Annotated in this window: 9 protein-coding genes and 3 tRNA genes; 6 read left to right on the forward strand and 6 right to left on the reverse strand. The window is 69.8% G+C overall.

All coding sequences use genetic code 11. The features are described from left to right. The first annotated feature begins 34 nt into the window (after nt 1-34). The 3 genes from BFN33_RS07465 (at nt 35) to BFN33_RS07475 (ending at nt 4,632) form a co-directional block, all read left to right on the forward strand. Nucleotides 35-1,300 carry an NAD(P)/FAD-dependent oxidoreductase gene (locus BFN33_RS07465; RefSeq protein ID WP_069759117.1) on the forward strand — a complete coding sequence of 422 codons (1,266 nt, stop codon included), beginning with the start codon at nt 35-37 and terminating at the stop codon, nt 1,298-1,300. A gap of 29 nt (nt 1,301-1,329) precedes the next feature. Then, nucleotides 1,330-3,237 carry a DNA primase gene (gene dnaG, locus BFN33_RS07470; RefSeq protein WP_069759118.1) on the forward strand — a complete coding sequence of 636 codons (1,908 nt, stop codon included), beginning with the start codon at nt 1,330-1,332 and terminating at the stop codon, nt 3,235-3,237. 105 nt (nt 3,238-3,342) lie between these two features. Then, a complete protein-coding gene (locus tag BFN33_RS07475; RefSeq protein WP_069759119.1) occupies nt 3,343-4,632 on the forward strand; it encodes an RNA polymerase sigma factor in 1,290 nt (429 codons plus the stop codon). A 34-nt stretch (nt 4,633-4,666) separates the two neighbouring features. Here the strand turns inward: BFN33_RS07475 and BFN33_RS07480 are convergent, their stop codons facing one another. The 4 genes from BFN33_RS07480 to BFN33_RS07495 all read right to left on the reverse strand — a co-directional run bounded on the left by BFN33_RS07480 (nt 4,667) and on the right by BFN33_RS07495 (nt 10,387). Beyond that, on the reverse strand, nt 4,667-6,595 hold the full coding sequence (locus BFN33_RS07480; RefSeq protein WP_069759120.1) for an ABC transporter ATP-binding protein: 1,929 nt from the start codon (nt 6,593-6,595) through the stop codon (nt 4,667-4,669). After that, nucleotides 6,595-8,328, reverse strand: coding sequence for an ABC transporter ATP-binding protein (locus tag BFN33_RS07485; protein ID WP_069759121.1), 1,734 nt, complete (start codon nt 8,326-8,328; stop codon nt 6,595-6,597). Before BFN33_RS07485 ends, BFN33_RS07480 begins: the two co-directional genes overlap by 1 nt. Nucleotides 8,329-8,497: 169 nt before the next feature. Further along, on the reverse strand, nt 8,498-9,940 hold the full coding sequence (locus BFN33_RS07490) for an FGGY-family carbohydrate kinase (protein WP_069759122.1): 1,443 nt from the start codon (nt 9,938-9,940) through the stop codon (nt 8,498-8,500). A 141-nt stretch (nt 9,941-10,081) separates the two neighbouring features. Further along, the gene (locus tag BFN33_RS07495) at nt 10,082-10,387 is read right to left on the reverse strand and encodes a hypothetical protein (protein ID WP_069759123.1); all 306 of its coding nucleotides are present in this window, start codon (nt 10,385-10,387) and stop codon (nt 10,082-10,084) included. Between the two features lie 157 nt (nt 10,388-10,544). On the opposite strand from BFN33_RS07495, the gene BFN33_RS07500 reads away from it, so the two are divergent. From BFN33_RS07500 to BFN33_RS07510, 3 genes are all read left to right on the forward strand, one after another. Further along, nucleotides 10,545-10,617, forward strand: a tRNA-Asn gene (locus BFN33_RS07500). A 6-nt stretch (nt 10,618-10,623) separates the two neighbouring features. Next, a tRNA-Asn gene (locus BFN33_RS07505) sits at nt 10,624-10,696 on the forward strand. A 169-nt stretch (nt 10,697-10,865) separates the two neighbouring features. Continuing rightward, nucleotides 10,866-10,939, forward strand: a tRNA-Ile gene (locus BFN33_RS07510). Nucleotides 10,940-11,138: 199 nt separating this feature from the next. On the opposite strand, the gene BFN33_RS07515 is transcribed toward BFN33_RS07510, so the two are convergent. After that, nucleotides 11,139-11,303, reverse strand: a complete 165-nt coding sequence (locus BFN33_RS07515; RefSeq protein WP_256122712.1) for a hypothetical protein — start codon at nt 11,301-11,303, stop codon at nt 11,139-11,141. Nucleotides 11,304-11,849: 546 nt separating this feature from the next. Further along, complete coding sequence (locus tag BFN33_RS53060) at nt 11,850-12,062, reverse strand: hypothetical protein (protein ID WP_176742325.1); 213 nt, start codon at nt 12,060-12,062, stop codon at nt 11,850-11,852. Nucleotides 12,063-12,079: the final 17 nt, after the last annotated feature.

Below are 12,079 nucleotides of genomic sequence, written 5' to 3' on the forward strand. Positions count from 1 at the left end.
GGACGCCCCCCAGACCCCCCGTAGGAGGCATCAAGTGGTCGACGCGGATCAGACATTTGTCATCGTCGGAGGAGGTCTTGCCGGCGCGAAGGCGGCCGAGACGCTCCGCACGGAGGGCTTCACCGGCCGCGTGATACTGATCTGCGACGAACGCGACCACCCGTACGAGCGCCCGCCGCTCTCCAAGGGCTACCTCCTCGGCAAGGAGGAGCGCGACAGCGTGTTCGTCCACGAACCCGCCTGGTACGCGCAGAACGACATCGAGCTGCACCTCGGCGAGACCGTGGACGCCATCAACCGCGCGGCGAAGACGGTCCGCTTCGGTGAGGACGGCACCGTCGTCCGCTACGACAAGCTGCTGCTGGCGACGGGCGCGGAGCCGCGCCGCCTGGACATTCCGGGGACCGACCTCGCGGGCGTCCATCACCTGCGCCGCCTCGCCCACGCCGAGCGCCTCAAGGGCGTCCTGGCCACCCTGGGCAGGGACAACGGCCACATCGTGATCGCCGGCGCCGGCTGGATCGGCCTGGAGGTCGCGGCTGCGGCCCGGGAGTACGGCGCCGAGGTCACCGTCGTCGAGCCCCTGTCGACCCCGCTGCACTCGGTCCTCGGCCCCGAGCTCGGCAACCTCTTCGCCGAGCTGCACCGCGAGCGTGGTGTCCGCTTCCACTTCGGGGCCAGACTGACGGAGATCGTGGGGCAGGACGGCATGGTCCTCGCGGCCCGTACCGACGACGGCGAGGAGCATCCCGCGCACGACGTCCTCGCGGCGGTCGGCGCGGCCCCGCGCGTGGGTCTCGCGGAGGCGGCCGGGCTCGAACTGGCGGACCGGGCGCACGGCGGCGGCGTCGCCGTGGACGAACAACTGCGCACGTCCGACCCGGACATCTACGCGGCGGGCGACGTGGCCTCCTTCCACCACGCCCTCTTCGGCAACCGGCTGCGCGTCGAGCACTGGGCCAACGCGCTCAACGGCGGCCCGGCGGCGGCGCGAGCGATGCTGGGCCGCCAGGTGACGTACGACCGGGTGCCCTACTTCTTCTCCGACCAGTACGACCTGGGAATGGAGTACAGCGGCTGGGCGCCCCCGGGCTCGTACGACGAAGTGGTGATCCGGGGAGACGCCGGGAAGCGGGAGTTCATCGCCTTCTGGCTGAAGCAGGGCCGTGTGCTGGCCGGGATGAACGTCAACGTGTGGGACGTCACGGAGCCGATTCAGGGACTGATCCGATCCAGGGCTCAGGTGGACACGGAGGCACTGGCGGACCCGCACGTTCCACTCGTCAGCCTCGTCCCGTAGGTGTCAGAACCTCCCCGTAGACTTCACGCGTGGCAGGACGGATCAACGACGAGGACGTGAAGGCGGTACGGGACGCGGTCCCGATCGACGCCGTGGTGTCCGAGTACCTCCAGCTGCGCAACGCGGGCGGTGGCAACCTCAAGGGCCTGTGTCCCTTCCATGACGAGAAGTCGCCGTCCTTCCAGGTCAGTCCGAGCAAGGGTCTCTTCCACTGCTTCGGCTGCCAGGAGGGCGGCGACACCATCACGTTCGTGATGAAGGTCGACCACCTCTCGTTCTCCGAGGCGGTCGAGCGCCTGGCGGGCCAGGCCGGTATCACCCTGCGGTACGAGGAGGGCGGCTACAACCCCTCCCACCAGCGCGGCGAGCGCATCCGCCTGGTCGAGGCCCACAAGATCGCCGCCGACTGGTACATGGAGCAGCTGGCCTCCAGCCCGGAGGCCGACACCGGCCGCCAGTTCCTCGCCGAGCGCGGCTTCGACCAGGCCGCGGCCGCGCACTTCTCCGTCGGCTACAGCCCCCAGGGCTGGGACCACCTCACCCGCTTCCTGCGCGGCAAGGGTTTCACCGACAAGGAGCTCCTGCTCTCCGGTCTCTCCCAGGAGGGCCGCCGCGGCCCCATCGACCGCTTCCGCGGCCGGCTGATGTGGCCCATCCGCGACATCGGCGGAGACGTCGTCGGTTTCGGCGCCCGCAAGCTCTACGAGGCGGACAACGGCCCGAAGTACCTCAACACGCCCGACACGGCGATCTACCGGAAGTCCCAGGTCCTCTACGGCATCGACCTCGCCAAGAAGGACATCGCCAAGGCCTCCCGCGCGGTCGTCGTCGAGGGCTACACGGACGTCATGGCCTGCCACCTCGCCGGCGTGACGACCGCGATCGCGACCTGCGGCACGGCCTTCGGCGGCGACCACATCAAGATCCTGCGCCGACTGCTGATGGACAACGGCTCGGCCCGCGTGATCTTCACCTTCGACGGCGACTCGGCCGGCCAGAAGGCCGCCCTGCGCGCCTTCGAGGACGACCAGAAGTTCGCCGCCGAGACCTACATCGCGATCGCGCCCGACGGCATGGATCCCTGCGAGCTGCGCCTCGCCAAGGGCGACGAGGCGGTCGCTGACCTGGCCGAACCCCGCACCCCGCTCTTCGAGTTCGCCCTGCGCCAGATCGTCGTCCGCTACGACCTCGACACCCCCGCCGGCCGCGCCGCGGCCCTCGACGAGGCCGCGCCGATCGTCGCCCGCATCAAGAACAGCGGCGCCCAGCACGAGGTCGCCGTCCAGCTCGCCGGCATGCTCGGCATCCTCGATACCCAGTTCGTGGTCAAGCGGGTGGCCCAGCTGGCCCGGTGGTCCCGCGACCGCGGCGGCAGGGGACCGGCCCCGTCGGGACGCGGCCCGCAGCAGCCGTCGTACGACGGAGCCCACCGCCCCGCCGTCTCCGGCCCCGCCCTCACCCTGCGCAACCCCGTCTACGCCACCGAGCGCGAGCTGCTCAAGCTCGCCCTGCAGCGCCCCGAGCTGGTCTCCCCGGCCTTCGACGCGTACGGCATCGACGAGTTCACCGCCCCGCCGTACGCCGCCGTACGCCAGGCCATCATGGACGCGGGCGGCGCGGAGTACGGCGTCCAGGACTCCCAGGACTACCTCGTCCGGGTCCGCGAGGCCGCCCCCGACGACGCGGTCCGCGCCATGGTCACGGAGCTGGCCGTCGAGGCGATCATGCGCAAGACGGTCGACGAGAACTACGCGGGCGACCAGCTCGTCACCGTCCGCCGCCGCGCCGTCGACCGCCGCATCCAGGAGATCCAGGGCACCCTGATCCGCCTCGGCTCCGGCGGCGACCCGGCCCACCTGGCCGCCGTGCAGAACGAGGTGTGGGTCCTCCAGCAGTACGGACAGGCACTGCGCGAGCAGGGCGTGGCCGCGCTCTGACAGTCCGGTCCTAAGGCAAAGTAACCACCCGATCACGGACCGGACTCAAAAAGTGCCCGCACGCCCCTCGTGGCAGCGATGTGTCGTACTCCACACTGGGTTCCGGTGCCTGAGTCCTCGGAGCGCGGCCGATCCGTACCCAGCGGGTCCCAGACCCCCGCGGTTCCGCTCATCGCGTACGGGACGGACAGCGGCGAGGCCGCCGACTCCGCCCCCGAAGTACCGCTGCCGCCCTCCTTGGCAGCGATCATCCTGGAGGTCGCCCCCGTGCAGACCCAGACCCTCACACAGACCGAGAGCAGTACCGACGACACGACAGAGCAGGACGCCGAGACCGACGTACTCGTCGCGGTGCCCCCGCAGAGCCGTGTCGCGCACCACCCCGAGGCGGAGCCGGACACCCCGCCCGCGGAAGCCCTCGAGAACGTGGAGACCGAGCCGGTCGAACCGCCCGAGCCGCCCCGCGGCCGCGTCGACACCGGCGGCCCGTCCTCGGACCTGTTCCGCCAGTACCTGCGGGAGATCGGCCGTATCCCGCTGCTCACCGCGGCCGAGGAGGTCGACCTCGCCCGCCGGGTCGAGGCCGGCCTGTTCGCCGAGGAGAAACTGAGCAACGCCACCGACCTGGACAGCCAGTTGGCGCTCGACCTGGACCGCCTGGTCGTGCTGGGCCGCATGGCCAAGCGCCGCCTCATCGAGGCGAACCTGCGTCTGGTCGTGTCCGTCGCGAAACGGTACGTCGGCCGCGGCCTGACCATGCTCGACCTCGTCCAGGAAGGCAACCTGGGCCTGATCCGGGCGGTCGAGAAGTTCGACTACGCCCGCGGCTACAAGTTCTCCACCTACGCCACCTGGTGGATCCGCCAGGCCATGTCCCGGGCCCTCGCCGACCAGGCCCGGACCATCCGAGTCCCCGTCCACGTCGTCGAGTTGATCAACCGGGTCGTCCGCGTCCAACGCCGCATGCTCCAGGAACGCGGCTACGAACCGACCCCGGAAGAGGTCGCCATCCACCTCGACCTCACCCCCGAACGCGTCAGCGAGGTCCTGCGCCTGGCCCAGGAACCGGTGTCCCTGCACGCCCCGGTGGGCGAGGAGGACGACGTCGCCCTCGGCGACCTCATCGAGGACGGCGACGCGGCCTCGCCGGTCGAGTCGGCGGCGTTCCTGCTGCTGCGGGAGCACCTGGAGGCGGTGCTGTCGACGCTGGGCGAGCGTGAGCGGAAGGTCGTCCAACTCCGGTACGGCCTGGCCGACGGACGGCCGCGCACGCTGGAGGAGATCGGCCGGATCTTCGGCGTGACCCGGGAGCGGATACGCCAGATCGAGTCGAAGACGCTGAACAAGCTGCGGGATCACGCTTTCGCGGATCAGCTCCGGGGCTACCTGGACTGAGGAAAGGGGGCCGTTTCCCAACGGCCCCCTTCAGCTAGTCGACCTCGGCCACCGCCTGCGCGAACTGCGCCTTGTACAGCCGCGCGTACGCCCCGGCGGCCTCCAGCAGGTCCGTGTGGGTGCCCTGTTCGACGATCGAGCCGTTCTCCATCACCAGGATCGTGTCCGCGTCCCGGATCGTCGACAGGCGGTGGGCGATCACGAACGACGTCCGGCCGTGCGCCAGTTTCGCCATCGCCTTCTGGATCAGGACCTCCGTGCGGGTGTCCACCGACGAGGTCGCCTCGTCCAGCACCAGGATCACCGGGTCCGACAGGAACGCCCGGGCGATGGTGATGAGCTGCTTCTCACCCGCGCTCACCCCGCTGCCCTCGTCGTCGATCACGGTGTCGTAGCCCTCGGGCAGGGTGCGGATGAACCGGTCCGCGTGGGCCGCCCGGGCCGCCTCCTCGATCTCCCCTCGCGTGACGTCCCGCGAGGCGCCGTACGCGATGTTCTCCGCGATCGTGCCCCCGAACAGCCAGGTGTCCTGGAGCACCATGCCGATCCCGGCGCGCAGGTCGTCCCGGGACATACGGGCGATGTCCACGCCGTCCAGGGTGATGCGCCCGCCCGAGACGTCGTAGAACCGCATGAGGAGGTTGACCAGGGTGGTCTTTCCGGCTCCCGTCGGCCCGACGATCGCGACCGTGTGTCCGGGTTCGACCTTCAGCGAGAGGTCCTCGATGAGGGGCTTCTCGGGGTCGTAGCGGAAGGAGACGTGCTCCAGAGCGACCCGCCCGCGCAGTTCCTCGGGCCTCGCGCTCGACACCGGGTCCGCCTCCTGCTCCTCCGCGTCCAGGAGTTCGAAGATCCGCTCGGCCGAGGCGACACCCGACTGCACGAGGTTCGCCATCGACGCGACCTGAGTGAGCGGCATCGAGAACTGCCGGGAGTACTGGATGAAGGCCTGCACATCACCGATGGACAGCGAGCCGGACGCGACCCGCAGCCCGCCGACGACCGCCACCAGCACGTAGTTGATGTTCGAGACGAACATCATCAGCGGCTGCATGACCCCGCTGTTGAACTGCGCCTTGAACCCGGCCTCGTACAGCGCGTCGTTCTGCTCGGCGAACTGCGCGGCCGACTCGTCCTGGCGGCCGAACACCTTCACCAGGGTGTGCCCGGTGTACATCTCCTCGATGTGGGCGTTGAGCTTGCCCGTGGTGCGCCACTGCTGCACGAAGTGCGGCTGCGAGCGCTTGCCCACGCGCGTGGCGACGACGAACGACAGCGGCACGGTGACCAGCGCGACCAGGGCCAGCAGCCAGGACACCCAGAACATCATCGCGAGCACACCGATGATGGTGAGCAGCGAGTTGATGAGCTGGCCCATCGACTGCTGGAGGGTCTGCCCGATGTTGTCGATGTCGTTCGTGGCCCGGGACAGGACCTCGCCGCGCTGGCGCTTGTCGAAGTACGACAGCGGCAGCCGCGACAGCTTCGTCTGCACGTCCTCGCGCATCCGGAACATCGTGCGGTTGACGGTCCGGTTGACCAGCCGCGTCGCCACCGCCATCAGCAGACCGGCGACGAGGAACACCCCGACCGCGAACAGCAGCACATGTCCTACGGCGGTGAAGTCGATGCCCTCGCCGGGCGTGAAGTCGGTGCTGCGGAGCATGTCGGCGACCTGACCGTCGCCGCGTTCCCGCATCCCCGCGAGGACCTCCTCCTTACTGGCGCCGGCGGGCATCTGGCGTCCGATGATGCCCGCGAAGACCAGGTCGGTGGCCTGGCCGAGGATCTTCGGCCCGACCACGTTCAGGCCGACGCTCAGCACGACGCAGAACAGCATCGCGTAGAGGGTCAGCCGCTCCGGCTTGAACTGGGCGAGCAGCCGCCTGCCGGACACCTTGAAGTCGATCGACCGGTTCTCGGGACCGGTGCCGGCCATCATGCGCCCCATGGGCCCGGCCATCAGGCAGCCTCCGCTTCCGTGAGCTGGGAGAGCACGATCTCCCGGTAGGTCTCGTTGTCCGTCATCAGCTCGCTGTGGGTGCCGGTGCCGACGACCCGGCCCTCGTCGAGGACGACGATCCGGTCGGCGTCGCGGATGGTGGCCACCCGCTGGGCGACGATCACGACGGTCGCCTCCGAGGTCTCCTCGGCGAGCGCCGCGCGAAGGGCCGCGTCGGTCGCGTAGTCGAGGGCGGAGAAGGAGTCGTCGAAGAGGTAGATCTCCGGCCGCTGCACGAGCGTGCGCGCGATGGCGAGCCGCTGGCGCTGACCACCGGAGACGTTGGTGCCGCCCTGCGCGATGGGGGAGTCGAGGCCGTTCTCCAGCCCGGAGACGAAGTCCTTGGCCTGCGCCACCTCCAGCGCGTGCCACAGCTCCTCGTCCGTGGCGTCGGGATTGCCGTAGCGAAGGTTCGTGGCGACCGTGCCCGCGAAGAGATACGGCTTCTGCGGCACGAGCCCGACGGTCTTGGCCAGCAGCACCGGGTCGACCTCGGCGACGGCCACCCCGTCGACGAGCACCTCGCCGTCGGTCACGTCGAACAGCCGCGGGACGAGCCCGAGCAGCGTGGACTTGCCGCTGCCGGTCGAGCCGATCACGGCGGTCACCTCGCCGGGCCGGGCCACCAGGTCGATCCCCTTGAGCACCGGCTCCTCGGCGCCCGGGTAGCGGAAGCCCGCGCCCCGGATCTCCAGATGTCCGTGTCGCCGCAGCTCGCGGACGGGCGCCAGGGGAGGCACCACGCTGGAGGAGGTGTCGAGGACCTCCTGGACGCGCTCGGCGCACACCTCCGCGCGCGGCACCATCATGAACATGAAGGTGGCCATCATCACGGACATGACGATCTGCATCAGATAGGCGAGGAACGCGGTCAGATCACCGATCTGCATCCCGCCGCTGTCGATCCGGTGGGCGCCGAACCACACCACCGCGATCGAGGACAGGTTCACCGTCGTCATGACCACGGGGAACATCAGCGCGAGCAGGTTGCCGGTCTTGAGGGAGATCTCCGTCAGGTCGCCGTTCGCCTTCCGGAAACGGTCCTCCTCGTAGGTGTCGCGCACGAAAGCCCGGATGACCCGGTTGCCGGTGATCTGCTCGCGCAGCACCCGGTTCACCGTGTCGAGACGCACCTGCATGGACCGGAACAGCGGCCGCAGCCGCCGTACGATCAACGTCACGCAGATGCCCAGCGTCGGCACCACGGCCACCAGCACGCCGGACAGCGGCACGTCCAGGCCGAGCGCCAGCACGATGCCGCCCACGCACATGATGGGCGCCGACACCAGCAGGGTGAACGTCATCAGGGCCAGCATCTGGACCTGCTGCACGTCATTGGTCGTACGGGTGATCAGCGTGGGCGCACCGAACTGGCCGACCTCGCGCGCCGAGAACGACTGCACCCGGTCGAACACCGCCGCCCGCAGGTCCCGGCCGAGCGCGGAGGCGGTCCGGGCGCCGTAGAACACGGCCCCGATGTTGCAGACCACCTGCACCAGCGAGATGCCGATCATCAGAGCGCCGAAGCTCAGGATGTAGCCGGTGTCTCCGTTCACGACGCCGTTGTCGATGATGCCCGCGTTCAGCGTGGGCAGGTAGAGGGTGGCGCAGGTCTGCAGGAACTGCAGCAGCACCAGGATGGCGATCGGTTTCTCGTAGGGCCTGAGATAGGTCCGCAGAAGTCGTATGAGCACGCTACGTCTCTCGGAGTCGGCGACGGGGCGGGTGGTTGCCCCTGGCCCCTATCGTCGGACACTCCACCGGTGTTACCTCAACCGATTAAGCCGACAGCAGTGCTTCGTACGGTCTTACGGGTCCCCGAGCGCCCGGACTCCTACCGGACTCTTACGTTCCGCCCCTTGCCTAGCGGAACGCTCCCGGGTACGTCTGCTCCCGCACCGACACGTACTGCTGCCGCACCGCCTGTCCCACCGCCAGCTCCTCGCCGGGCTCCAGGACCTGCGCGGCCGGGCCCTGCCACATCGGCGGGGTGCGCGGATCGAGCGTGCCCTGCGAGACCCCGAGCGCCCAGGCCGCCTGCCGGGCGGCACCGATCGCCGCGTAGTCCGCGGGCTGCGGCACGACGACCTGCGCCCCGAACAGCGCGGGCGCGGCGGCCTGTACGGCGGACAGCTCGGCGGCGGCCCCCAGCAGGAAGACCCGCCGCACCTCGACACCCCGGCCGCGCAGCACGTCGAGCGCGTCGGCGAGCCCGCACAGCATGCCCTCGAACGCGGCCCGCGCGAGATGCTCCGGCTTCATCGACTCCCGCCGCAGCCCGCTCAGCGTCCCCGCGGTGTGCGGCAGGTTCGGCGTCCGCTCACCTTCCAGATAGGGCAGCAGTACGAGGCCGTGGGAGCCCGGAGTCGACTTCATCGCCAGCTCGGACAGGCTCTCCAGGTCGTTCAGCCCGAGCATCTCGGCGGCCCCGCGCAGGGTCCGTACGGCGTTCAGGGTGGTGACGACGGGCAGGTGCATGCCGGTCGCGTCGGCCAGGGAGGTGATCATCCCGCCGTTGTCGACGAGGGCCTCGGGGTGCACCGCCATCACGGACCCGGAGGCGCCCAGCGACACCACGGCGTCGCCGAGTCCGATCCCGAGGCCGAAGGCGGCGGCCATGGTCTCGCCGGTCCCGGCGGAGATCAGCAGCCCCTCCGGGGTCGTACCGGCCGCCTCCGAGGGGCCGATCACTTCGGGGAGCATCGCCTGGTGGCCGAGGGCCAGCTCGACCAGGTCGGCGCGGTAGGCGCCGGTGGCCGCGGACCAGTAGCCGGTGCCGGAGGCGCCGCCGCGGTCGGTGGTCCTTCTGACCGGCCGGCCGAGGAGCTGCCAGACCAGCCAGTCGTGCGCCTGGAGCAGCACGGCGGTGCGCAGAGCGGCGTCGGGCTCGGTCTTGTTCAGCCAGCGCAGCTTGGTGACGGGCTGCGCCGCCTGCGGGACACATCCCACCGCCTGGGCCCACACCTCGCGCCCGCCGAGCGCGTCGACGAGGTCGGCCGCGGCGACCTGCGCGCGCTTGTCGCCGCCGACCATGGCGGGGCGGACGGTGTTGCCCTGGGCGTCGAGAGGTACGACGGCGTTCTGCTGCGACGACACGCCGATGGCCTGCACGCCCTCGAGAAGACCGCCGCCGGCGGCTTCACCGAGGGAGAGGAGCCACGCCTGCGGATCGACGTCGGATGCGCGGCCGCCGCCTTCCACCGGGTGCGGGGCATACCCCTGCTTGAGCACGGCACCGGTGTCTGCGTCGCAGACGACGATGCGAGTGAAATCGGGTGAGCTGTCCAACCCGGCGACTATCCCCATGGCGCAAATTCTATGGGCGTAGCGTCGTGGCGGCGCGCACGATGTGGCGGGCGCCGGCCCGCCGTGGCCGTCCGCGCCCCGCGGCGGAGGCCCGGACGGTCACGGCCCCGCGTCCGCGGGTGGTGTGCGTCACTGCCGGCTTCAAGTGGTGCTGGTGCCCCAGTCGTCCTCCGGCGCACCGTGCGTGTTGTGGTCCCGGAGCGAGCGCACCCGCTGGGTCACGGACTCAGGCACCCGGTCGCCGACCTTGTCGCTGACCGCGTGGTAGGCCTTGCCGGCGTACTGACGGCCCTGCTGGGCCGCCGTCTCGGCGGTGTTGCGGACGGCGGGGTTCTGGGCCACCTGGCGAGCGGACTTCTTCAACTGTTCGTAGCGCTCGCGCCCGGCACGGGTGCCCAGCACGTAACCCAGAGTCAGTCCGACCACGAACGTGAGCTTGTAGCGCATGGCGGCCACCCTTCCCTTGTGTAGGTCTCCGGTGCGATGTCGGTGTCGGGGGAACCGATTGGCGGAGCACCCCCCTGCTTGCGCTAATGTATGTGTCGCAGCGAGCGCCCGCCCACTGGCGAATACCCAGGGAGGTACGTTCGATGCAACGAAGCGATCCTCCGTAGCTCAATTGGCAGAGCAGCCGGCTGTTAACCGGCAGGTTACTGGTTCGAGTCCAGTCGGGGGAGCTTCGATCTTCCGTAGCTCAATTGGCAGAGCAGCCGGCTGTTAACCGGCAGGTTACTGGTTCGAGTCCAGTCGGGAGAGCAAGCAGAAGGAGGGCCCCGACGGGGTCCTTTTTCATGTCCGCCCGCAACCGTGCAGGTCACGGCGTAGTCCTCAAGGGCATGCGAAGTCGCCCCTGCGAGGCAGGAGATCGTATGAGCGGCTATGCTGCGGCAGACGGCGCGCACGCATGTACGCGACACGCCGCTATGGGGCGGTAGCTCAGCCGGTTAGAGCAGCGGACTCATAATCCGTCGGCCGTGGGTTCGAGTCCCACCCGCCCCACTCTTCACTACGTGGGCAGAACCGTTTCTACCTGCGATGACGACCAGGCCCCCGCTGAGGTGGGGGCCTTTTTGCATACGTCAAGATCGTTAGCTCGCCCGTCGCTCGCCCGACGTGCAATCACCGACTCCGACGGTCTAGTTGGGGGTACGGCTGGCCATCTGAGGCCAGGGCGGCACGACTTCCCTCGAGCGCCCTGCTAGTTCAGCACTGCGGTGACGTCCAGGGTGTCGATGAGCCAGCCGGGCGGCACCCGCCAGGGCTCCACGCACATCGTCCACGTGTGCTCGATCTCGCCGCCGGCCGGGATCGGTGCGGGCAGGGCCCGGGTCTGCGTGATCGTGGCCCAGTCGGTGCCGAGCACGCCAAGGATGTGCGTCCCGAAGATGACCGTGCCTGGCCGCGATGCGCGAGAAGCGGCCCATACAGAAATGGTGGGCCGGGAACGAGCGCGAGTGCGGCGGCCGGCGCCGCCAAGAGCCATAAGGGTGACACTGCGCGCGGTGGTTCCGGTGTGTCGGGCGAGGCTGGCGTGCAACGTTCGTCCGAGGGCTTGTCCGGTGTCGCCGAGGTCGAGGGCCCAGGCGGCTTCGGTGGTGGTGAAGCCGCGTGCGAGCAGGAAACCGCTCTGGTGACACCCCGCCAGGAAGTTCCCCAGCCCGAGGGTGAGGGGCCTGGTCGAGGTCGCCGGCCTGGACGGCCTCCTCGAAGGGGACGATGGCGTCGCCGCGGCTGCCCTGCGGCGTCTCGGAGCACAGATCAACTGCGAGGTCATCATCCCGGACGCTGGGCATGATCCTTGGCTGGAAGCACCAGAGATGTTCGGCGCAAGGCTCCGTGCCGCTGTGAAGCGTCAGCCCCAAACGGCCCGCTGACCGGCGGAGCCTTGGCATTCGGAAGGTCTTGTCCGTCAACCCCGACGACGGTCGTGGTTGATGTGGGCGACCTTCGTCCCAGCCTCCGACGCCTCCTCAAGCTGAGCGGCTCGGAGGGCGAGGAACTGGATCTGTGCGACGGCGAGCTTGAGCTGATCGTTCAGCTCCTGGTCCCTGCGGCGGAGCTTGGCGTTCCGGGCAGCGAGCCGATCCAGCTCGCGGCGGGTCACCGTAGCGTTCGGCGGCAAGGGCCGCGTACCGCGCG

The organism is Streptomyces sp. LUP47B, assembly GCF_001746295.1.
GTDB lineage: Bacteria > Actinomycetota > Actinomycetes > Streptomycetales > Streptomycetaceae > Streptomyces.

Bases quoted from the DNA above. Each gene is read 5' to 3' on its own strand.
- BFN33_RS07480 (WP_069759120.1), bottom strand. From the start codon at position 6,595: ATGGCCGGGCCCATGGGGCGCATGATGGCCGGCACCGGTCCCGAGAAC.
- BFN33_RS07495 (WP_069759123.1), bottom strand. From the start codon at position 10,387: ATGCGCTACAAGCTCACGTTCGTGGTCGGACTGACTCTGGGTTACGTG.
- BFN33_RS07490 (WP_069759122.1), bottom strand. From the start codon at position 9,940: ATGGGGATAGTCGCCGGGTTGGACAGCTCACCCGATTTCACTCGCATC.